The 20,829-nt window shown below is 70.1% G+C and carries 20 protein-coding genes and 2 tRNA genes; 17 read left to right on the forward strand and 5 right to left on the reverse strand.

Annotated elements, in window-relative coordinates:
- Positions 1 to 122: 122 nt before the first annotated feature.
- The 6 genes from recF (at position 123) to GTW67_RS03985 (ending at position 7,850) form a co-directional block, all read left to right on the forward strand.
- Positions 123 to 1,244, forward strand: a complete 1,122-nt coding sequence (recF, locus tag GTW67_RS03960; protein ID WP_161163392.1) for a DNA replication/repair protein RecF — start codon at positions 123 to 125, stop codon at positions 1,242 to 1,244.
- The gene (locus GTW67_RS03965) at positions 1,241 to 1,819 is read left to right on the forward strand and encodes a DciA family protein (protein WP_161163393.1); all 579 of its coding nucleotides are present in this window, start codon (positions 1,241 to 1,243) and stop codon (positions 1,817 to 1,819) included. Before recF ends, GTW67_RS03965 begins: the two co-directional genes overlap by 4 nt.
- Positions 1,820 to 2,244: 425 nt before the next feature.
- Positions 2,245 to 4,305 carry a DNA topoisomerase (ATP-hydrolyzing) subunit B gene (gene gyrB / locus GTW67_RS03970; protein ID WP_346010554.1) on the forward strand — a complete coding sequence of 687 codons (2,061 nt, stop codon included), beginning with the start codon at positions 2,245 to 2,247 and terminating at the stop codon, positions 4,303 to 4,305.
- A gap of 42 nt (positions 4,306 to 4,347) precedes the next feature.
- The gene (gyrA, locus tag GTW67_RS03975) at positions 4,348 to 6,942 is read left to right on the forward strand and encodes a DNA gyrase subunit A (RefSeq protein WP_161163395.1); all 2,595 of its coding nucleotides are present in this window, start codon (positions 4,348 to 4,350) and stop codon (positions 6,940 to 6,942) included.
- 18 nt (positions 6,943 to 6,960) lie between these two features.
- Positions 6,961 to 7,674, forward strand: coding sequence for a DUF3566 domain-containing protein (locus tag GTW67_RS03980; RefSeq protein WP_161163396.1), 714 nt, complete (start codon positions 6,961 to 6,963; stop codon positions 7,672 to 7,674).
- Between the two features lie 99 nt (positions 7,675 to 7,773).
- A tRNA-Ile gene (locus GTW67_RS03985) sits at positions 7,774 to 7,850 on the forward strand.
- A gap of 325 nt (positions 7,851 to 8,175) precedes the next feature.
- Here the strand turns inward: GTW67_RS03985 and GTW67_RS03990 are convergent.
- On the reverse strand, positions 8,176 to 8,535 hold the full coding sequence (locus GTW67_RS03990) for a DUF6344 domain-containing protein (RefSeq protein ID WP_161163397.1): 360 nt from the start codon (positions 8,533 to 8,535) through the stop codon (positions 8,176 to 8,178).
- 338 nt (positions 8,536 to 8,873) lie between these two features.
- Here GTW67_RS03990 and GTW67_RS37440 point away from each other — a divergent pair, with 338 nt between their 5' ends.
- Positions 8,874 to 9,002 (forward strand): DLW-39 family protein, encoded by a 129-nt coding sequence (locus GTW67_RS37440; protein WP_003999697.1) that lies wholly within the window; start codon positions 8,874 to 8,876, stop codon positions 9,000 to 9,002.
- A 144-nt stretch (positions 9,003 to 9,146) separates the two neighbouring features.
- On the forward strand, positions 9,147 to 10,469 hold the full coding sequence (locus tag GTW67_RS04000) for a hypothetical protein (protein ID WP_161163398.1): 1,323 nt from the start codon (positions 9,147 to 9,149) through the stop codon (positions 10,467 to 10,469).
- A 21-nt stretch (positions 10,470 to 10,490) separates the two neighbouring features.
- On the opposite strand, the gene GTW67_RS04005 is transcribed toward GTW67_RS04000, so the two are convergent.
- Both GTW67_RS04005 and GTW67_RS04010 read right to left on the reverse strand, forming a co-directional pair.
- Positions 10,491 to 11,867, reverse strand: a complete 1,377-nt coding sequence (locus GTW67_RS04005; protein ID WP_161163399.1) for a serine/threonine-protein kinase — start codon at positions 11,865 to 11,867, stop codon at positions 10,491 to 10,493.
- Between the two features lie 80 nt (positions 11,868 to 11,947).
- A complete protein-coding gene (locus GTW67_RS04010) occupies positions 11,948 to 12,496 on the reverse strand; it encodes a helix-turn-helix domain-containing protein (RefSeq protein WP_161163400.1) in 549 nt (182 codons plus the stop codon).
- 179 nt (positions 12,497 to 12,675) lie between these two features.
- On the opposite strand from GTW67_RS04010, the gene GTW67_RS04015 reads away from it, so the two are divergent.
- Together GTW67_RS04015 and GTW67_RS04020 are read left to right on the forward strand one after the other, a co-directional pair.
- A tRNA-Ala gene (locus GTW67_RS04015) sits at positions 12,676 to 12,748 on the forward strand.
- A gap of 435 nt (positions 12,749 to 13,183) precedes the next feature.
- A complete protein-coding gene (locus GTW67_RS04020) occupies positions 13,184 to 13,960 on the forward strand; it encodes an isoprenyl transferase (RefSeq protein ID WP_161163401.1) in 777 nt (258 codons plus the stop codon).
- 109 nt (positions 13,961 to 14,069) lie between these two features.
- Here the strand turns inward: GTW67_RS04020 and GTW67_RS04025 are convergent, their stop codons facing one another.
- The gene (locus GTW67_RS04025; protein WP_161163402.1) at positions 14,070 to 14,774 is read right to left on the reverse strand and encodes a DUF5324 family protein; all 705 of its coding nucleotides are present in this window, start codon (positions 14,772 to 14,774) and stop codon (positions 14,070 to 14,072) included.
- 371 nt (positions 14,775 to 15,145) lie between these two features.
- Here GTW67_RS04025 and GTW67_RS04030 point away from each other — a divergent pair, with 371 nt between their 5' ends.
- Together GTW67_RS04030 and GTW67_RS04035 are read left to right on the forward strand one after the other, a co-directional pair.
- A complete protein-coding gene (locus GTW67_RS04030; protein ID WP_161163403.1) occupies positions 15,146 to 15,679 on the forward strand; it encodes a peptidylprolyl isomerase in 534 nt (177 codons plus the stop codon).
- 120 nt (positions 15,680 to 15,799) lie between these two features.
- A complete protein-coding gene (locus tag GTW67_RS04035) occupies positions 15,800 to 16,708 on the forward strand; it encodes a rhomboid family intramembrane serine protease (protein ID WP_161163404.1) in 909 nt (302 codons plus the stop codon).
- A gap of 236 nt (positions 16,709 to 16,944) precedes the next feature.
- Here GTW67_RS04035 and crgA read toward each other — a convergent pair whose 3' ends face one another.
- Positions 16,945 to 17,199: a cell division protein CrgA gene (gene crgA, locus GTW67_RS04040; protein WP_161163405.1), complete on the reverse strand. Its 255-nt coding sequence runs from the start codon at positions 17,197 to 17,199 to the stop codon at positions 16,945 to 16,947.
- Between the two features lie 139 nt (positions 17,200 to 17,338).
- On the opposite strand from crgA, the gene GTW67_RS04045 reads away from it, so the two are divergent.
- The 5 genes from GTW67_RS04045 to GTW67_RS04065 are packed head-to-tail and all read left to right on the forward strand — an operon-like array spanning position 17,339 to position 20,820.
- A complete protein-coding gene (locus GTW67_RS04045; RefSeq protein WP_161163406.1) occupies positions 17,339 to 18,118 on the forward strand; it encodes a DUF881 domain-containing protein in 780 nt (259 codons plus the stop codon).
- 45 nt (positions 18,119 to 18,163) lie between these two features.
- A complete protein-coding gene (locus tag GTW67_RS04050) occupies positions 18,164 to 18,361 on the forward strand; it encodes a hypothetical protein (protein ID WP_202436800.1) in 198 nt (65 codons plus the stop codon).
- On the forward strand, positions 18,358 to 18,996 hold the full coding sequence (locus GTW67_RS04055) for an aminodeoxychorismate/anthranilate synthase component II (RefSeq protein WP_161163408.1): 639 nt from the start codon (positions 18,358 to 18,360) through the stop codon (positions 18,994 to 18,996). The genes GTW67_RS04050 and GTW67_RS04055 overlap by 4 nt, the downstream gene beginning before the upstream one ends.
- The gene (locus tag GTW67_RS04060) at positions 18,993 to 20,042 is read left to right on the forward strand and encodes a class E sortase (RefSeq protein ID WP_161163409.1); all 1,050 of its coding nucleotides are present in this window, start codon (positions 18,993 to 18,995) and stop codon (positions 20,040 to 20,042) included. The genes GTW67_RS04055 and GTW67_RS04060 overlap by 4 nt, the downstream gene beginning before the upstream one ends.
- Positions 20,043 to 20,055: 13 nt before the next feature.
- Positions 20,056 to 20,820 carry a class E sortase gene (locus GTW67_RS04065; RefSeq protein WP_161163410.1) on the forward strand — a complete coding sequence of 255 codons (765 nt, stop codon included), beginning with the start codon at positions 20,056 to 20,058 and terminating at the stop codon, positions 20,818 to 20,820.
- Positions 20,821 to 20,829 lie beyond the last annotated feature (9 nt).

A 20,829-nucleotide genomic window follows, 5' to 3' on the forward strand; every position in this document is an offset into this window, starting at 1 on the left:
CGTCCCGGCAGGACGACTCGCCGCAGATGAAGATGATCGCCGCGCTGCGCAACCAGTTCGGCGGGCACGCGGTGGAGAAGAAGTAAGCAACACCCGAAGGTTGGGGAGGTCGGCGAACGACCATGCACGTCACGCATCTGTCGCTGGCCGACTTCCGTTCGTATGCCCGGGTCGAGGTCCCGCTGGACCCGGGCGTCACCGCCTTCGTCGGCCCCAACGGGCAGGGGAAGACGAATCTGGTCGAGGCGGTCGGCTATCTGGCGACCCTCGGCAGCCACCGGGTCTCCTCGGACGCGCCGCTGGTGCGCATGGGCGCCGACCGGGCGGTGATCCGGGCGCAGGTGCGGCAGGGCGAGCGGCAGCAGCTGATCGAGCTGGAGCTGAACCCGGGCAAGGCCAACCGCGCCCGGATCAACAGGTCCTCGCAGGTCAGACCGCGTGACGTGCTGGGCATCGTGCGGACCGTGCTGTTCGCGCCCGAGGACCTCGCCCTGGTCAAGGGGGACCCCGGCGAGCGGCGGCGTTTCCTGGACGAGCTGATCACCGCCCGCTCCCCGCGGATGGCCGGGGTGCGCTCGGACTACGACCGGGTGCTCAAGCAGCGCAACACCCTGCTGAAGTCGGCCGCGCTCGCCCGCCGGCACGGTGGCCGCACGATGGACCTGTCCACGCTCGACGTCTGGGACCAGCATCTGGCACGGGTGGGTGCCGAGCTGCTGGCGCAGCGCCTGGACCTGATCGCCGCGGTGCAGCCGCTGGCCGACAAGGCGTACGAGCAGCTGGCGCCCGGCGGCGGTCCCCTCGCGCTGGAGTACAAGCCGTCGGCGCCGGGGGAGGCGCACACGCGCGAGGACCTCTACGAGCAGCTGATGGCCGCGCTGGGCGAGGCCCGCAAGCAGGAGATCGAGCGGGGCGTGACGCTGGTCGGCCCGCACCGGGACGACCTGGTGCTGAAGCTCGGTCAGCTGCCCGCGAAGGGCTACGCGTCCCACGGCGAGTCCTGGTCGTACGCGCTCGCGCTGCGGCTGGCCTCGTTCGACCTGCTGCGGGCCGAGGGCAACGAACCGGTGCTGGTGCTGGACGACGTCTTCGCCGAGCTGGACGCGCGGCGCCGGGAGCGGCTGGCCGAGCTGGTGGCGCCCGGCGAGCAGGTGCTGGTGACCGCCGCGGTGGACGACGACGTGCCGCACGTGCTCGCGGGGGCGCGGTTCTCGGTGGCGGAGGGTTCGGTGGAGCGCGTATGAGCGCGGACGGACCGGCGTCCGGCAACGGCAACGGCGAGGGCGAGCGGGGCAAGGGCGGCAGGGCCCCCGAGCCGTCCGGTGTGGATCTGGCGCGGGTGGCGCTGAGGGCGGCGCGCGAAGCGGCGCGTGCGCGGGGGGACGCGGCGCAGCAGAAGCGGCAGGCCCGGCGCGGCGGGCTGCGTTCCGGGGCGCGCGCGGACGGGCGCGACCCGATGGCGCTGGGCTCGGCGATCAACCGGCTGATCACGGAGCGCGGGTGGGAGACACCGGCCGCGGTGGGCGGCGTGATGGGCCGCTGGCCGCAGATCGTGGGCGAGGACGTGGCCAAGCACTGCGTGCCGGAGCGGTACGACGAGGACGAGCGGGTGCTGGTCGTCCGGTGCGACTCGACGGCGTGGGCGACGAATCTGCGGCTGCTCGCCCCGACGCTGGTGGCCCGGCTCAACGAGGACCTCGGGCACGGCTCGGTGCGGGTGATCAAGGTGCTCGGCCCGGGCGGTCCGGGCGGTTCCGCCCGGCGGTACGGCCCGCTGCGCGCGCCGGGCAGCAAGGGGCCCGGGGACACCTACGGGTGACCTGTCCGCCCGCGCTGCGGGTTGGTGAGGTACATCACATATTTGCCTGTCAGGGGCCGGTGTTGATCGCCGGCGCCCGGTTCGCCGTACCCCCGCACAGGGTGGCGAACCCCGATCTGACTCCCAAGTAGCCAAGGGTTGACGCCTCGAAGCGCTGAGTGCCGTCGTGAGCCTCCTGAGGCCCCCATCCGCATATCGGGAGTCGGGAGAGCCTCGTTCAGGGCGGCACATGCGAACTCAGGCACCGGCAAACCCCCATCAGTGTCAGTGCTACCGGTAGAATGGAAGACAATCCCGCCCCGAACGTGGGGACCGTCCGGGACAAGCTGAGCAACGCTGATCAAGGCTTACCAACGCAACATGCCGCAGCCGCTCCGGCAACCCGCCGACGAGCCCGGCTCGTGCTGTGCCAGAAAGGGCGCTTCGTGGCCGATTCCGGCAACCCCAACGAGAACAACCCGTCCACCGACACCGGCGTGAACGACCCGGTGAGCACCGCCGACGGCGAAGCTCCCGCCTCGTACGACGCCAGTGCCATCACCGTCCTCGAGGGTCTGGACGCGGTCCGCAAGCGACCCGGCATGTACATCGGCTCGACCGGTGAGCGAGGCCTGCACCACCTGGTGCAGGAGGTCGTGGACAACTCCGTCGACGAGGCGCTGGCCGGTCACGCGGACACGATCGACGTGACGATCCTCGCCGACGGCGGTGTCCGGGTCGTCGACAACGGCCGTGGCATCCCGGTGGGCATCGTCCCGTCCGAGGGCAAGCCCGCCCTCGAGGTCGTGCTGACCGTGCTGCACGCGGGCGGCAAGTTCGGCGGCGCCGGTTACGCGGTCTCCGGTGGTCTGCACGGCGTGGGCGTCTCCGTCGTCAACGCCCTCTCCACGAGGGTCGCGGTGGAGGTCAGGACCGACGGCCACCGCTGGACGCAGGAGTACAAGCTCGGTGTCCCCACGGCGCCGCTCGCCCAGCACGAGGCCACCGAGGAGACGGGCACGTCGGTCACCTTCTGGGCCGACGGCGACATCTTCGAGACCACCGACTACTCCTTCGAGACGCTGTCCCGGCGCTTCCAGGAGATGGCCTTCCTCAACAAGGGCCTGAAGATCAACCTCACCGACGAGCGCGAGTCGGCGAAGGCCACCGCCGGCGCGGACGAGGCGGGCGAGGACGAGAAGCACGAGGTCAAGAGCGTCTCGTACCACTACGAGGGCGGCATCGTCGACTTCGTGAAGTACCTCAACTCCCGCAAGGGAGAGCTGGTGCACCCCAGCGTGATCGACCTGGAGGCCGAGGACAAGGACAAGAACCTGTCCCTCGAGGTCGCGATGCAGTGGAACGGCGGCTACACCGAGGGCGTGTACTCGTTCGCCAACATCATCCACACGCACGAGGGCGGTACGCACGAGGAGGGCTTCCGTGCGGCGCTCACCTCGCTGATCAACAAGTACGCGCGCGACAAGAAGCTGCTGCGCGAGAAGGACGACAACCTCACGGGCGACGACATCCGCGAGGGTCTGACGGCGATCATCTCAGTGAAGCTGAGCGAGCCCCAGTTCGAGGGCCAGACCAAGACGAAGCTGGGCAACACGGAGGTCAAGACCTTCGTCCAGCGCGTGGTCTACGAGCACCTGACCGACTGGCTCGACCGCAACCCGAACGAGGCCGCGGACATCATCCGCAAGGGCATCCAGGCGGCCCACGCGCGCGTGGCGGCCCGCAAGGCCCGCGACCTGACGCGCCGCAAGGGCCTGCTGGAGTCGGCGTCGCTGCCGGGCAAGCTGTCCGACTGCCAGTCGAACGACCCGACCAAGTGCGAGATCTTCATCGTCGAGGGCGACTCCGCCGGCGGCTCGGCCAAGTCCGGCCGCAACCCGCAGTACCAGGCGATCCTCCCGATCCGAGGCAAGATCCTCAACGTCGAGAAGGCGCGCATCGACCGGATCCTCCAGAACCAGGAGATCCAGGCGATGATCTCCGCGTTCGGCACCGGTGTGCACGAGGACTTCGACATCGAGAAGCTCCGCTATCACAAGATCATCCTGATGGCGGACGCCGACGTCGACGGCCAGCACATCAACACCCTGCTGCTGACCTTCCTGTTCCGCTTCATGCGGCCGCTGGTCGAGGCCGGGCACGTGTACCTGTCGCGCCCGCCGCTCTACAAGATCAAGTGGGGCCGGGACGACTTCGAGTACGCGTACTCGGACCGCGAGCGCGACGCGCTGATCGAGATGGGCCGCCAGGCCGGCAAGCGCATCCGCGAGGACTCCGTGCAGCGCTTCAAGGGCCTCGGCGAGATGAACGCCGAGGAGCTGCGCATCACGACCATGGACCAGGAGCACCGCGTGCTCGGCCAGGTCACGCTCGACGACGCCGCGCAGGCCGACGACCTGTTCTCGGTGCTGATGGGCGAGGACGTCGAGGCCCGCCGCGCGTTCATCCAGCGCAACGCCAAGGACGTCCGCTTCCTCGACATCTGAGTCGGTCTCAGCTGACCGCACCAGGAAGGACCTTCACCAGCAATGACCGACGAGAACACCCCTGTGACGACGCCCGAGGGTGACGCCCTGGCGATGCGTGTCGAGCCCGTCGGGCTCGAGACGGAGATGCAGCGCTCGTACCTCGACTACGCGATGTCCGTCATCGTCTCGCGTGCGCTGCCCGACGTCCGTGACGGCCTCAAGCCCGTGCACCGGCGCGTGCTGTACGCCATGTACGACGGCGGCTACCGGCCCGAGCGCGGCTTCTACAAGTGCGCCCGCGTCGTCGGCGACGTCATGGGCAACTACCACCCCCACGGCGACTCCTCCATCTACGACGCCCTGGTCCGCCTCGCCCAGCCCTGGTCGATGCGGATGCCGCTCGTCGACTCCAACGGCAACTTCGGCTCCCCGGGCAACGACCCGGCGGCGGCCATGCGGTACACCGAGTGCAAGATGGCGCCGCTGTCGATGGAGATGGTCCGCGACATCGACGAGGAGACCGTCGACTTCACGGACAACTACGACGGCCGCTCCCAGGAGCCGACCGTCCTGCCGGCCCGCTTCCCGAACCTGCTGATCAACGGCTCGGCCGGTATCGCGGTCGGCATGGCGACCAACATCCCGCCGCACAACCTGCGCGAGGTCGCGGCCGGCGCTCAGTGGTACCTGGAGAACTACGAGGCCTCCCACGAGGAGCTGCTGGACGCGCTCATCGAGCGCATCAAGGGCCCCGACTTCCCGACCGGCGCCCTCGTGGTGGGCCGCAAGGGCATCGAGGAGGCCTACCGCACCGGGCGCGGCTCGATCACCATGCGCGCGGTCGTCGAGGTCGAGGAGATCCAGAACCGCCAGTGCCTGGTGGTCACGGAGCTGCCGTACCAGACCAACCCCGACAACCTCGCGCAGAAGATCGCCGACCTGGTGAAGGACGGCAAGATCGGCGGCATCGCCGACGTCCGCGACGAGACGTCCTCGCGCACCGGCCAGCGCCTGGTCATCGTGCTCAAGCGGGACGCGGTCGCCAAGGTCGTGCTGAACAACCTGTACAAGCACACCGACCTCCAGACCAACTTCGGCGCCAACATGCTGGCCCTGGTCGACGGCGTGCCGCGCACGCTGTCCCTGGACGCGTTCATCCGGCACTGGGTGAACCACCAGATCGAGGTCATCGTCCGGCGCACCAAGTTCCGCCTGCGCAAGGCCGAGGAGCGCGCCCACATCCTGCGCGGCCTGCTCAAGGCCCTGGACGCCATCGACGAGGTCATCGCGCTGATCCGGCGCAGCGACACCGTCGAGATCGCCCGCGGCGGCCTGATGGACCTCCTGGAGATCGACGAGATCCAGGCCAACGCGATCCTGGAGATGCAGCTCCGACGCCTCGCGGCCCTGGAGCGGCAGAAGATCGTCCAGGAGCACGACGAGCTCCAGGCGAAGATCACCGAGTACAACGAGATCCTCGCCTCGCCGGTCCGTCAGCGCGGGATCGTCAGCGCGGAGCTGGCGGCGCTCGTCGAGAAGTACGGCGACGACCGCAAGACCAAGCTGATCCCCTACGAGGGCGACATGTCCATCGAGGACCTGATCGCCGAAGAGGACATCGTCGTCACGGTCACGCGCGGTGGCTACATCAAGCGCACCAAGACCGACGACTACCGGGCCCAGAAGCGCGGCGGCAAGGGCGTACGGGGCGCGAAGCTCAAGGAAGACGACATCGTCAACCACTTCTTCGTGTCCACCACCCACCACTGGCTGCTGTTCTTCACCAACAAGGGCCGGGTCTACCGCGCGAAGGCCTACGAGCTGCCCGACGCCGGCCGGGACGCGCGCGGCCAGCACGTGGCGAACCTGCTGGCCTTCCAGCCGGACGAGTCCATCGCCGAGATCCTCGCGATCCGCGACTACGAGGCGGCGCCCTACCTGGTCCTGGCCACCAAGGCGGGCCTGGTGAAGAAGACGTCGCTGAAGGACTACGACTCCCCGCGCTCGGGCGGCGTGATCGCCATCAACCTGCGCGAGCAGGAGGACGGTTCCGACGACGAACTGATCGGTGCCGAGCTCGTCTCGGCCGACGACGATCTGCTGCTGATCAGCAAGAAGGCGCAGTCGATCAGGTTCACCGCTTCGGACGACACGCTGCGTCCCATGGGCCGTGCGACCTCGGGCGTCAAGGGCATGAGTTTCCGCGAGGGCGACGAACTGCTCTCGATGAATGTTGTTCGAGCCGGTACGTTCGTGTTCACTGCCACCGACGGCGGGTACGCGAAGCGCACCTCCGTCGACGAGTACCGCGTCCAGGGTCGCGGCGGCCTCGGCATCAAGGCCGCCAAGATCGTCGAGGACCGTGGAACGCTCGTGGGCGCGCTGGTGGTCGAGGAGAACGACGAGATCCTCGCCATCACCCTCTCGGGCGGTGTGATTCGTACGCGAGTCAGCGGAGTCAGGGAGACGGGCCGTGACACCATGGGCGTCCAACTGATCAATCTTGGCAAGCGGGATGCCGTCGTGGGCATCGCGCGCAACGCCGAGGCGGGACGCGAGGCGGAGGAGGTCGACGGCGATGTCGTCGTCGACGAGACCGCCGAGGACGTCGCGACCACCGGCACGGACGAGGGTGAGGCGCCCTCGGCCGAGTAGCACGAGGAGAGAGTCATCGTGAGCGGAGCCACGGGCGCCGGATCGGCCAGTACCCCGAGGGGTACGGAGACGGACGGCGGCCGTGGCTCCGCCGCGCGTGCGACGGATCCGCACACGACTCAGCTGCGCAAGATCGACGACGGCGCGACCGGCTCGCACGCGTCTGACACTCATGGATCCCAGGGGGGAACTGTGACGGACACCAGAGGCCCGCAGACCCGGCAGTCGGCCTCGCCGCTGCCCGGGGAACGGCAGCCCCAGCAGCCCGGCGGGCCGTACCACCCGCCGCAGGCCTACCAGACCCAGGGCGGCAACGCGTCCGCCGCGCGCCGCCCCCGCACCGGCGCGCGCACCACGCCGCGCGTCCGCAAGGCCCGCCTGCGGGTGGCCAAGGCCGACCCGTGGTCGGTGATGAAGGTCAGCTTCCTGCTCTCCATCGCGCTCGGCGTCTGCACGATCGTGGCCTCCGCCGTGCTGTGGATGGTCATGGACGCCATGGGCGTCTTCTCGACGGTCGGCGGCACGATCTCCGAGGCCACCGGCTCGAACGAGTCCAACGGCTTTGACCTGCAATCGTTCCTGTCGCTGCCCAACGTGCTGATGTTCACGACGATCATCGCGGTGATCGACGTCGTCCTCGCGACGGCTCTCGCCACGCTGGGCGCGTTCATCTACAACCTCTCCGCCGGCTTCGTCGGCGGTGTCGAGCTGACGCTCGCCGAGGACGAGTGATCCGGGCGGGCGGTCCCACGCCAACCGATTTTGGGACTGCCCGCCTCGTGCGCTAATCTTCAGGAGTCAGCGCGCGGGACACACACCGCAGAGCGCGGCGGGGCTATAGCTCAGTTGGTTAGAGCGCATCCCTGATAAGGATGAGGCCACAGGTTCAAATCCTGTTAGCCCCACCAGCGACAAGACCTCCGGTCCATCTGGGCCGGGGGTCTTTTGCGTGGGCCGGTGACATCAGCGGGGGGGGGCGTGGGCGTGGGCGTGGCCCGGAGGGGGCGGCGCTGGTTCCCAGCCAGGTGCTTGCCGTGCACGGCGGGGGCGGACAGGGCGGCGGCCGATCGTGGGTGCCGCCTGTCCCGCCGGGCGGCGGCCGATCGTGGTGCCGCGTGCACGGCGACGGCCCGGCTGCTCTGTCGAGCGGCCGGGCCGTTTCTCGCGTGCGGTGCGTACGCAATACGCCGTTACGTCAGGTTCGGATGGCAGGGGCGCGGTGCGCCGGGCCGCTCAGCGCTGGAGCGGAACGGTGTGCTGCTGGGCCGGGGACTCGGTGGTGTCGCACGGCAGGGTCGTGACGGTGGACGCGGCGTCCGCGACCGGACGGTGCCGGCAACTGGGGGCCTTGCCGTGGGCCTCTGCGTGGATGCGCTGTTTCATCGTGGGGGGCAGGGCGCCTGCCCGGGACCAGGTCCAGGGTGCTGCCGCCGCCGGGTCCGCCGGCTCGGGCGCGGCCTCCGTGTTGCTGTGGGTCTCCGTGTGCGGTACGGCCGCCGAGGCGGTCGTCGTGACGAAGCCGAGCGCCGTGCACAGCGCGAGGAAGGCGGTGACGATGGCGGTCCACAGCTTCATGACCTTGTTCCGGGCCATGGCCCCTCACTTTCGGGTCGGGCGATTTGCGTACTTTCCTCATGATGTGTATGTGGACCGCGAAGTGGTGGACCTCGACCCGTGGCGCCGCGATGTTCAGATGAACACCACCCGTTTGGCCGCAAAGACGATGAAAAGGTACTCAGGCGGGAGAAGTCCGGGCGAAAGTCACCGTCCGTGGAGGTGTGATCACCCTCCGATCGGAACGGCCCGGTCCGTATCTATTGGGTTCCACGGCCGGGCAGTTGAGGGCCGACTCAGATCACCGATCGGTATCGGCCGGTGTGTATAGTCGGGCGCCAGAGGTCCCCTACGTCAAGGAAAGACGAGGTCGCGCGGTGAAGAAGCTTCTCCTGGTCGCACTGGCCGCCATCGGCGGGCTCCTCGTGTACCGCCAGATCCAGGCGGATCGCGCCGAGCAGGATCTGTGGACGGAGGCGACTGACTCCGTGCCCACGGGTTCGTGAGTACGACCGACATCCGGTCCTGAGCAGACCCCGGCCGTGTAACGGTCGGGGTTTTGTGTTGCCCGGACCGGGCGCGCGGACCACCGGGCGCGCGGCAGGATGGGCCACGGTCCGTGCGACGGCGAGCGCGAGGGGTGGCGGCTGATGGTGCGGTGGTGTACGGCTCGGTGGCGGGGAGGGTCGAGACGTGGCCGCCCACCTGTGCCGGTGCGTCTGGCCGTCGTGACCGCGGTGCTGGCCACCACCTCCGTCCTGCCCGGCGGGACGGCCCTGGCGGCCGGTGCGCCGGGCGGCTACGCCTTCGACGACGGCGCACGGCGCGTCGAGGGCGCGAGCACCACCGCGGAAGCCCCGCTCCTCGAACCCGGCACGACGTACCGCGGTTCCCTGCCGAGGACCGGCACCCAGCACTACCGCCTCGAACTCGACGCGGCCTCCGACACGTACGTCTCCGCCACCGCCGTCCCCGGCGAGGGCGACGAACTCACCGCCGTCGACGGCGTCCGGCTGTCCGTGCGGGACGCCGACGGCGGCACCTGCTCGCTGGACAGCGCCGCTTTCGGCGCCGCCCGCAGTCCCCGCCCGGTCACGGCCTGGGGCGTGCGCGCCGTCGCCCCCGGCAGTACGCGATGCCAGGAGCCCGGCACCTACTACGTCACCGTCGAGCGGTCCCGGCCGCAGGACTCCCCGCCGGAGCCCTGGGACCTGGAGCTCACCGCCGTCACCGAACCCCGCCCGGAGCACACCGGCGCGACCCGGGCACCCGAGACATGGAACTCCGCCTCGCCCGAACCGCTCACGGCCGAGCCCGAACACCGCCGGGGCGGCGGCGGCTTCGCCCGGGCCACCCCCGTCGGCCAGGGAGCCTGGCGCGACGCCATCCGGCCCGGGCAGACCCTCTTCTACAAGGTCCCCGTCGACTGGGGCCTGCAGCTCTACGCGTCCGCCGAACTCGGCGGCACCGACAGCGGTTCCGGCTACGCGACCGGCGCGCTGCGCCTGGCCCTGCACAACCCCGTCCGCGGCGAGGTCGTCGACGCCGCCAAGGGCTACACCGGCCGGCAGGTCACGGCCGCTCTCGCCCCCGTGCCTCCGGTGGCGTACGCCAACCGGTACGCCACCGACGACCGGGTCTCCGGCATGCGGTTCGCCGGCGACTACTACCTCGTGGTCCACCTCGCCGCCCAGGTGGCCGACGACTTCGGCGAGGGCCCGTTCCCGCTGGTCCTGCGCCTGCGGTACGAGGGGACGGCACAGGCGGGGCCCGGGTATGCGGGGAAGTCCGTGCCCGACGGTCTCTTCGAGGTGTCGGCCCATGACCGGCAGGCGGCGTCGGCGGACGGGACGGGCAGGGGCGACCGCGCCGCCATGACGGCACTCGCCGTGGGCGGGATCGGCACCGGCAGCGTCCTGCTGGCGGGGCTCGGCGTGTGGACGGCGGTGGCCCGCCGTCGGGCCGCGGCCTGACGGGCTCGGCGGGCACGCGCCTCAGAGGCGGGTCAGCGCCCAGAACCCCACGGCGTAGCAGGCCAGCGCGAGCAGCAGCAGCGGGACCGCCACCCGGGCCGGGGGGCCGGGCCGGCGGCGCCGCGCCCGACGATGCTGCTGGGGGTACGCCGGAACGGGCGGGGGAGTCTGCGGATCCCGAGCAGCCTGCGCCGTGTACGCGGCGGTGGGCACGTCGGCGCGCTGCCACGGCTGCGGGGGCGGATACGCGGCCTGGTGTCCGGGACCTGGGAATCCCGGCGCCTGCGGGTGGGGTGCTGCGTGCGGGGACGGTGGCGGAGGGACGGGCGTCGGAGCGGACGTGGCGGTGGCCTGCGGGGGCGGGAGGGGGAAGCTCCCGGTGTCCGACATGAGGGACGGCGGCGGTGGTGGCGTGCTGTCTGCCTGTGCCTGTGCCTGTGCCTGGACCTGGACCTGCGCCGGGGCGGAGGGCTGCCGTGGGTCCGTCGGTACGTCGTCGTCCACTCCCGGCGCCCGCTTGAGCGGACCGTCGGGACCGAACCCCGGGGGCAGCGGGCCGATCTGGTCGAAGACCTCGATCAGCTCGTCGTCGGGGCCCGGTTCCGGCAGCAGCTCCGCCGCCGCGGCCAGCGCCTTGCGCGCCCCCGTGGCCGTACGGAACCTCGCCTCCGGATCCGGCTGCAACAACGTGGCCACGACCTGCCACAACGGCTCGGGGATGCCCTGCGGAGCCGGTGGCGTCCCGTGCTCCGCGAAGTACCGCACGAGCGCCTTGGCGTCCGGCTTGGCCCCCTCCAGCAGATACAGGGCGACCAGTCCCACGGCGAACAGGTCCGCGGCGAAGTCCGGTTCCGCGCCCATCATCTGCTCCGGCGCGAGATAACCCGGCGTCCCCACCACCAGGTTGGTCTCCGTCAGCCGGGGCTCGCCCAGCCGCATCGCGATGCCGAAGTCGGACAGCCTCAGCCGGGGCCGACCCGTGCCGGTGGCTTCGAGCAGCACGTTGGCGGGCTTGACGTCGCGGTGCACGACGTCCTCCGCGTGCACCGCCGCCAGGCCCGCCAGGAGCTGGTCAAGCAGGGTGCAGACGAACGCCGGGGGCAGCGGGCCGTAGTCCCCGACCAGGTGGACGAGTGAGCCGCCTGTGACCAGGTCCATGGTGAACAGGACCTGGTCGTCGTCGGCGGCCCAGCTGGCCGGCGCCAGCACATGGGGATGGTCGATGCGCAGCGCCTGCTCACGCACGAAGCGCAGCAGCGAGTGGGCGTCCCGCTGCTGGAGCACCTTGGCGGCCACATAGCGCCGGCGGCGGTGGTCCCAGGCACGCCAGACGGCACCCACCCCTCCACGGCCGATCGGATCGACCAGTTCGTACCGGCCGGCGAAGACCTCACCCATGGCTGTGTGCCGCTCCTCCCCCTCGCGTCACTCCCCGCACGTCCGGCCGGCCGAGTCCGTCGACGGCCGGACCGCGGGGGTCAGTTCTGGTGGGACTGGTAGTGCGCGACCGCGTCGGAGGTACGGCCGGCGCCGTACACCCGCAGGAACTCCGCCAGCTCCGGGTGGGACGGGGAGAGGGCGTCCGCGGCGTCGATTATGTCGCCGGCGGCGGCCACCGAGCGCAGCAGCGACTGGATCTCACGGACCACCCGCTTGACCGTGGGCGCACCCGAACTGTTCGTCGTCTGCGTGGTGTTGCTGAGCACCGAGCCCCCCTGCGACTTCTTGATCTCGTCCATGCGCTCGGTGGCCTCGGCCGCGCTCACACTGCCGTCGGCGACCTGCCCCGCCAGGTCCTGGAGCAGCTGCACCCGCTGCACCACCGCGGGGTTCCCGATCTTCGCCCGCTGTCCGCTCATCAGCTGCGACAGCATCGGCGCGGACAGCCCCAGCACCCCCGCCAGACGAGCCTGGTTGAGACCGAGATCGTCTATGAGCCTGCGGAAGAGCGCCCCCAGCGGCTCCCCGTACCAGTTCCGCTGCAGTTCCCGCGCTCTCGCGGTGGCTTCCTGCTGTGCGGCGTCCATTGCGTCTCCCCATCGCTTCCCCAAAAACCGCAGTTCGCTTCAGCGAACCACGCCAAGCATCTTACGGAGCGTGGTCTTTCCCCGGGAGCCCCAATCATTTGTGAGATACGGGGGGCGACCCGGTACTCTTGTCTGCGGCGCCCGCCGGTATGCGTATCCTCCGGTCGGACGTCTCCTACGGGGCCTTAGCTCAGTTGGTAGAGCGCTGTCTTTGCATGGCAGATGTCAGGGGTTCGACTCCCCTAGGCTCCACATCCCAAGAGCCCGTCCGACCTGCGTGAACACCAGGCCGGGCGGGCTCTTCGCATGGACGTCGTCACCCACCGTGCGCGGCCGGCCCCCGGCGCGGTCCGGAGGCGGGCCTCGCCGGGCGCGCGGGCGCTCCCACGGGCAGTCCCGCTTGCCGCGCCCCTGCTCGGCCCCGGCGCGTGGATGATCATCAACAACCTTGAGAGTGCGCACAGTTGACGGGGCGACAGGTACCGTCGAAGCGCCACGACCGAGCGGCCGCGGGTGTGCGCGAGGCCACCGCTCAGCACCGGAGTGGGGCTGTCTGCTCTTGATATCGTCACCCCAGAGGGCGCCGGCGCCACACCCCTGCGGGGCGGTGCCAAGCGGCACACCGCCGCCGGAGCCGCCCGGTCACTGCCGTTCCGGTCACTGCCGACGAGATGAAAGGGGCAGAGCATGCGGGCCAAGGTACGAGCCGCACTCGATGCGCTGTACATGAAGCGTCTCGTCAGGGAGCTGGAAGGCCGCCCACGGCCTCAGCACATCGGCATCATGCTGGACGGCAACCGCCGCTGGGCCAAGGAATCGGGCATCGAGGACCCCCGGGAGGGCTACCGGGCCGGCGGCGCCAAGGTGCTGGACTTCCTGCACTGGTGCGACTCCGCCGAGATCGAGCACGTCACCCTCTACATGCTCTCCGACGACAACCTGGCCCGGCCCGAGGACCAGCTCACGCCCCTGATCGACATCATCGCCGAGGTCGTGGAGCGGCTGGCCGCGCCCGGCAACCCCTGGCGCGTCGAGGTCGTCGGGGCTCTCGACCTGCTCCCCGCCGAGTCCGCGAGCCGGCTGAAGACCGCCACCGCGGCCACCCAGGGGCGCCAGGGCGGGACCAAGGTGGACGTCGCCGTGGGGTACGGAGGCCGCCGCGAGATCGTCGACGCCGTCCGTTCCGCCCTCACGGAGCACAGTTCCCAGGGCGGGGACATCGACGAGTTCATCGAGACCTTCACCATGGAGCACATCTCCAAGCACCTGTACTCCAAGGCGCGGTCCGAGTCCGACCTCATCATCCGGACGTCCGGGGAGCAGCGGCTGTCCGGCTTCCTGCTGTGGCAGTCCGCGTACGCCGAGATGTACTTCTGCGAGACCTACTGGCCGGACTTCCGCGAGATCGACTTCCTGCGCGCCCTGCGTTCCTACTCCCTGCGCGAACGCCGCTACGGCCGCTGAACCTCCCGACGTTCCACGTGAAACATCGCCGCGGGGCGGGAGACCCGTAAGTCTCCCGCCCCGCGGCGATGCACAGAGGTGGTGGCGTACCGTTCCGCCCCGGGAAGCGTCAGCGCGGCTCGTCACCGCCGTCGGCGGCCTCGTCCTCGGCCTGCTTCGCCTGCACCTCGGGGTCCAGCACCGCCCCACCGGTACCGTCCACCGACGTCAGCCGCCCGTTCTCGGGGACCTCCGTCGCCTCGGGCGGCTCCACCAGCCAGTCCGGGTTGGCCTGCTTGTCCCACCACTTCCAGGCCGCGAAGGCGCCGCCGGCGACGGCACCCACGATCAGCAGGACCTTGCCGACACGGCCGGCCTTCGCCCGCCGCTCGTGCTTGCGGGCCAGCTTGTGGATCTCCTTGGCCGAGACCTGGCCCCGCAGCGCGGCCAGCGCCGCGGCACCCCGGGCGGCGGCCTCGTCCCTGACGGGCCCGGCCGCGGCGACCGCCTGCTCGATCACCGGGCGGGAGTAGTCGGCCGCCTGCCGAGCGGCCAGACACGTACGGACCGCGGCCTCCTGAGCGGCCTGGTCCATCTTCGGCGGCACATGCGTACGGGCCTGCTCCAGCCGAGGCGCGACATGCGCGCCGTACTGAAGCTTGGCCTGGCACGCGGCCTGCGACACCTTGGGCGCCAGCCGAACGCGCGCCTCCTGTGCGTAGTGGGCGGCCCTGTCCTTGGCCGTGTCGGCGTAGGGCGCCACCACTTCCGCGGCGTGCAGCACGCTGTCCTTCGCCGAACCGGTCGCGGCGCGCACGCTGTCGATGCGGGTCACGGGTTCCTCCTCCTCGGTGGCGTACGGTAATTCGACTTTCCACCCTTTTACGGATCATGCCTGCCGACACACAGCCAGGCATGCGACGGCGGGCATCCGGGTCACGGGCGATGACGCCGGGCCCGTCTGGGGCACGTGGTGCCGAAGATGCGACCCGAGGACGATCAACGGCGATAACAGACGAATACAGGGCAACAGGAGCTTGTCGACGACAATGCCACGGATCGCCGTCCCGCGCTCGCAACCCAGGGGTACCCATTCGGATTCCCCCAAGCACTCCACCCACCCGCCGTCCCCGGCGGCAGCCGGGCGACGTAGGCCACGGGCCGTGCGAGGATCGGGGAGCACAACAAGACGACGGAAGGCACCTCGTGGCCGAGCAGCTCTACGCCACCCTGAAGACCAACCACGGCGACATCGAAGTCCGGCTCCTGCCGAACCACGCCCCCAAGACGGTCCGGAACTTCGTCGAGCTCGCCCGGGGCGAGCGTGAGTGGACCAACCCCGAGACCGGGGAGAAGACCACGGACAGGCTCTACGACGGCACCGTCTTCCACCGGGTGATCAGCGGCTTCATGATCCAGGGCGGCGACCCGCTGGGCAACGGCACCGGCGGCCCCGGCTACAAGTTCGAGGACGAGTTCCACCCCGACCTCGCCTTCGACAAGCCCTACCTCCTGGCCATGGCCAACGCCGGCCCGGGCACCAACGGCTCGCAGTTCTTCATCACCGTCTCGCCGACCACGTGGCTGACCCGCAAGCACACGATCTTCGGCGAGGTCACCGACCCGGCCGCGCAGAAGGTCGTCGACGCGATCGCCGCCAGTGAGACGAACCCCCGCACCGACCGTCCCCTCAACGACGTCGTCATCGAGTCGGTCGTCGTCGAGACCCGCGAAGGCTGACCGGCCGGCTCCCGACGGCTCCCACCGGAGCGCCCCAAGGGAACCAAATGCCCCGCTCGTCCGTAAGGACAGGCGGGGCCGCGCGCCTCTCGGACCCGGACGGACAAGGGAGGGGATCCCATGGACCAGTCACCGAACGGCCCACAGGGCCCGGACGGTCAGACGCACCCGCCCTCCCCGGGCCTGCCCGGCTGCTACCGCCACCCCGACCGCGAGACCGGCATCCGCTGCACCCGCTGCGAGCGGCCCATCTGTCCCGACTGCATGGTCAACGCCTCGGTCGGCTTCCACTGCCCCGACTGCGCCCGCGGCGGCACGGGTTCGGGACCCGGGCCCGCCGCGTCCCGGCCGCGCACGCTTGCCGGTGGCACCATCGCCGCGGATCCGCACCTCGTCACCAAGATCCTCATCGCCCTCAACGTGGCGGTGTTCATCGCCGTCCGCGCCAGGTCGTCGTTCCTCGAAGACCTCGTGCTGATCGGTCAGTGGCCGCCCGCCCCGTACACGCCGACCGAGGGCGTGGCGGAGGGCGAGTGGTACCGCCTGGTGACCTCGATGTTCACCCACCAGGAGTTCTGGCACATCGGCTTCAACATGCTCGGACTCTGGTGGCTCGGCGGACCCCTCGAAGCGGCCCTCGGCAGAGCGCGCTATCTCGCGCTCTACCTCGCCTCCGGCCTGGCCGGCGGTGCCCTCACCTATCTGCTGGCCGCGCCGACGACCGCCTCGCTCGGTGCCTCCGGCGCCATCTTCGGCCTGTTCGGCGCGACGGGCGCCCTCGTCCGTCGGCTCAACGCCGACATGCGACCGGTCATCGCCCTGCTGGTGATCAACCTGGTCTTCACCTTCGGCTGGAGCAACATCGCCTGGCAGGCCCACATCGGCGGGCTCGTCGCCGGTGCCCTCATCGGGTACGCCATGCTCCACGCCCCGCGTGAGCGGCGGACGCTCGTGCAGTACGGGACCTGTGCGCTGGTCCTCGTGGCCGTCGTCGGCCTGACCCTGTTGAGAACCGCCCAGCTCACCTGAGCGGCTGTTGTCCACAGGCGGTTGCAGGACCTGTGCACAGCGTGCGGGAACAGGTGTGCCCCCTGTCGCTGAACCGTGTTTCCGCAGGTCAGGCAGGGGGCGAACATGTTTTCGGTTGCTGGTACTTCCGTCACACCGGCGTCAATGCCCGGGTGGTTATCCACAGATCTTCGTTTCTTTGTCCCCACCGTGTGGACAATGCCTGTGGATAACTCGGTGGATAGCCCTGGGGAGAGCTACTTCCACTGCGTGGAGACACCGAATCCGGCGGCGATGAAACCGAAGCCCACCACGATGTTCCAGTTGCCCAGCGCATCGATGGGCAGCGACCCGTCTGTGACGTAGAAGACGACGATCCAGGCGAGGCCGATGACGAACATGGCCAGCATGACCGGTGCGACCCAGCCGCGGCTGGTCAGCTTGATGGCGGTCGCCTGCTTGGCGGGCGGCGGCGTGTAGTCGGCCTTCTTGCGGATACGTGACTTCGGCACGAGGGTCTCTCCTGTCGATGCGCTGCGTGGCCGCGCAGGGCGGTTCGGGCTCGGGGGCGGCGTGCAAGGGGACCCTGAGCGCTCCCCCGGGCGTCCGTTAGCGTAGTGCTTCCGTGGCGCTTAAGGAGATAAGGGTACGTTGAGCAATTCCGCCGACTCCCCCGGGACGGGAACCAGTTCCGCCCGCAGGCGCCGATTCCGGCCGGTGCGGGTGCTCACGGCGGCCGTCTTCGCTCTCGCGGGCCTCATTTTCTTCACCAGCTTCAATACCGCCAAGGGCACCAATATCCGCACCGACACCTCTTTGCTTAAGTTGTCCGATCTCATCCAGGAACGCAGCCGTAAGAACGGTGAGCTGGACGAGTCCAACGCGGCTCTGCGGGGCGACATCGAAAGCCTCGCCGAGCGCGACGACGGAAGTACGAAGGCGGAGGACGACAAGCTCGCGGCGCTGGAGGAGAAGACGGGCACGCAGGATCTGAAGGGCGAGTCGGTCTCGGTCACGCTGGACGACGCCCCGCCGGACGCCACCGCCAAGCTCCCCGGATATCCCGAGCCGCAGCCCGACTACCTGGTCATCCACCAGCAGGACCTTCAGGCGGTGGTGAACGCGCTGTGGCAGGGCGGCGCCGAGGGCATCAAGGTGATGGACCAGCGGCTGATCTCCACCAGCGCGGTGCGGTGCGTGGGCAACACGCTGATCCTCCAGGGCCGGGTCTACTCACCGCCCTACAAGATCCAGGCCGTCGGGGAGCCGAAGCGGCTGAAGAAGGCGCTGGCCGAGTCGCCGGCGATCCAGAACTACATGGTGTACGTCAACGTGTACGGGCTCGGCTGGAAGGTCGAGGACGAGGGGACCGCCACGCTGCCGGGTTACTCGGGCGCGGTGGACCTGCACTATGCCCGGCCTGTGGAGTGACGCCGTCCGAGGGGCCCCGGCGCCGCTAGTCTGGTGACGTACGGCGTGAGTCTGGTGCCGTGGCGCGACGGAAGGGACGGCATGTACGGCTGGATCTGGCGGCATCTGCCGGGGAACGCGTGGGTGAGGGCGCTGCTCTCGCTCGTGCTCGCGATGGCCGTGGTCTACGTCCTGTTCCAGTACGTCTTCCCGTGGGCCGAGCCGCTGCTTCCCTTCAACGATGTGACGGTGGACAACCAGTGAGTGCGCGCATCCTCGTCGTCGACAACTACGACAGCTTCGTCTTCAACCTGGTCCAGTACCTGTACCAGCTGGGTGCCGAGTGCGAGGTGCTGCGCAACGACGAGGTCTCGACGGCGCACGCCCAGGACGGTTTCGACGGGGTGCTGCTGTCGCCGGGGCCGGGCGCGCCGGAACAGGCGGGTGTCTGCGTCGACATGGTGCGGCACTGCGCGGCGACCGGGGTGCCGGTCTTCGGCGTCTGCCTGGGCATGCAGTCGATGCAGGTGGCGTACGGCGGTGTGGTGGGCCGGGCGCCCGAGCTGCTGCACGGCAAGACGTCGTCGGTGGAGCACGGGGGGCAGGGCGTGTTCGCCGGTCTTCCCTCGCCGTTCACGGCGACGCGGTACCACTCGCTGGCCGCCGAGCCGGGGACGGTGCCGGTGGAGCTGGAGGTGACCGCCCGCACGCACGACGGGATCGTGATGGGGCTGCGGCACCGTGAACTGCCCGTCGAGGGCGTGCAGTTCCATCCGGAGTCGGTGCTGACGGAACACGGGCACCGGATGCTGGCCAACTGGCTGGTGGAGTGCGGCGACCAGGACGCGGTGGCGAGGTCGGCGGGGCTCGCCCCGGTGGTGGGCAGGGCCACGGCGTGACCGCGCTGCGCCCCGAGCGTGAGTCCGGCGCGGCCGGCGACCAGGGCGTCTCGTACGGGCAGTCGTACGGGAGTTCCGGTGCGTTCGGGGGCGGCCGGCACGAGGGGGCGTACGCGGGGGCGTACGACGAGACGTATGCGCCGGTCATCGATGACGAGACGGTGGCGCTGCGGGTCCCGGACCCGCCTCCCTCTCCCTCTCCTTCTCCTGCCTCTTCGCCCGGTGGTGGTCGTGCGGCCCGCAGGAAGGCCGCCAGACGGCGTCATGGGCGCCATGGAGGCACCCAACGGCCGTCGGAGACCCAGGAGTCCGCCGAGACGGCGAGAGCGCCGCTGTCGCGGGTGGAGGCCCGTCGACAGGCCCGGGCGCGCAAGCCGAGCGCCGCGGTGATCGCGAGCCGCGCGATAGGCGAGGTCTTCATCACGACCGGCGTGCTGATGCTGCTGTTCGTCACCTACCAGTTGTGGTGGACGAACGTGCGGGCGCACGCGCAGGCCGACAAGGCGGCGAGCAGCCTCCAGGACGACTGGGCGAGCGGCAAGCGGAATCCGGGGGCCTTCGAGCCGGGCCAGGGCTTCGCCATCCTGCACATCCCGAAGCTGGACGTGGTGGTGCCGATCGCCGAGGGCGTCAGCAGCAAGAAGGTGCTGGACCGGGGCATGGTGGGCCACTATGCGGAGGACCCGCTGAAGACGGCGATGCCGGAGGCGAAGAGCGGCAACTTCGGGCTCGCCGGGCACCGCAACACGCACGGGGAGCCCTTCCGGTACATCAACAAGCTGGAGCCGGGCGACCCGATCGTCGTGGAGACGCAGGACGAGTACTTCGTCTACAAGATGTCGTCGATCCTGCCGGTGACGCAGCCCAGCAACACCACGGTCCTCGACCCGGTGCCCCGGCAGTCCGGGTTCACGGGGCCCGGACGCTACATCACGCTGACCACGTGCACCCCGGAGTTCACCAGCAAGTACCGGATGATCGTCTGGGGCAAGATGGTCGAGGAACGGCCGCGCAGCAAGGGCAAGCCGGATGCGCTCGTCAATTAAGGGCAGATGACCAGTGGCAGCGACCACCGACACGGATCACCAGGAGCACACCGACGCGTCCGGCCGTCCGCCGTCCGCGGCACGCCGCCGCCGGGGCCGGGGCATCGCCCTGGTCGTCAGTGTCCTCGGCGAACTCCTCATCACGGCGGGCCTGGTGCTGGGCCTGTTCGTCGTCTACTCGCTGTGGTGGACGAACGTCGTCGCCGACCGCGCGGCCGGCAAGCAGGCCGACAAGGTCCGTGACGACTGGGCCGAGGACAGGGTCGGCCAGGACGGGCCGGGCGCCCTGGACACCAAGGCCGGCATCGGCTTCCTGCACGTGCCCGCGATGGGCAAGGGCGACGTCCTGGTGGAGAAGGGCACGTCGATGAAGATCCTCAACGACGGCGTGGCCGGCTACTACACCGATCCGGTGAAGTCGGCGCTCCCGACGTCGGGCAAGGAGGGCAACTTCGCGCTGGCGGCCCACCGGGACGGGCACGGGGCGAAGTTCCACAACATCGACAAGATCGAGAAGGGTGACCCGATCGTCTTCGAGACGAAGGACACCTGGTACGTGTACAAGGTCTACGGCATCCTCCCGGAGACCTCGAAGTACAACGTGAAGGTGCTCGGGGCGGTCCCCGAGGAGTCCGGGAAGACGAAGCCGGGCCACTACATCACGCTGACGACCTGCACCCCGGTCTACACGAGCCGGTACCGGTACGTGGTGTGGGGCGAGCTGGTCCGCACGGAGAAGGTGGACGGGGACCGGACCCCGCCGGAGGAACTGCGGTGACGTGACCGG

The organism is Streptomyces sp. SID5910, assembly GCF_009862125.1.
Taxonomy (GTDB): domain Bacteria; phylum Actinomycetota; class Actinomycetes; order Streptomycetales; family Streptomycetaceae; genus Streptomyces.

What these genes read in the sequence shown, in the direction of transcription:
- recF (WP_161163392.1), top strand. Translation starts at nt 123, where the DNA reads ATGCACGTCACGCATCTGTCGCTGGCCGACTTCCGTTCGTATGCCCGG.
- GTW67_RS04005 (WP_161163399.1), bottom strand. Translation starts at nt 11,867, where the DNA reads ATGGGTGAGGTCTTCGCCGGCCGGTACGAACTGGTCGATCCGATCGGC.
- GTW67_RS04000 (WP_161163398.1), top strand. Translation starts at nt 9,147, where the DNA reads ATGGTGCGGTGGTGTACGGCTCGGTGGCGGGGAGGGTCGAGACGTGGC.
- gyrA (WP_161163395.1), top strand. Translation starts at nt 4,348, where the DNA reads ATGACCGACGAGAACACCCCTGTGACGACGCCCGAGGGTGACGCCCTG.
- GTW67_RS04020 (WP_161163401.1), top strand. Translation starts at nt 13,184, where the DNA reads ATGCGGGCCAAGGTACGAGCCGCACTCGATGCGCTGTACATGAAGCGT.
- GTW67_RS04035 (WP_161163404.1), top strand. Translation starts at nt 15,800, where the DNA reads ATGGACCAGTCACCGAACGGCCCACAGGGCCCGGACGGTCAGACGCAC.
- GTW67_RS03990 (WP_161163397.1), bottom strand. Translation starts at nt 8,535, where the DNA reads ATGGCCCGGAACAAGGTCATGAAGCTGTGGACCGCCATCGTCACCGCC.
- GTW67_RS04010 (WP_161163400.1), bottom strand. Translation starts at nt 12,496, where the DNA reads ATGGACGCCGCACAGCAGGAAGCCACCGCGAGAGCGCGGGAACTGCAG.
- GTW67_RS03965 (WP_161163393.1), top strand. Translation starts at nt 1,241, where the DNA reads ATGAGCGCGGACGGACCGGCGTCCGGCAACGGCAACGGCGAGGGCGAG.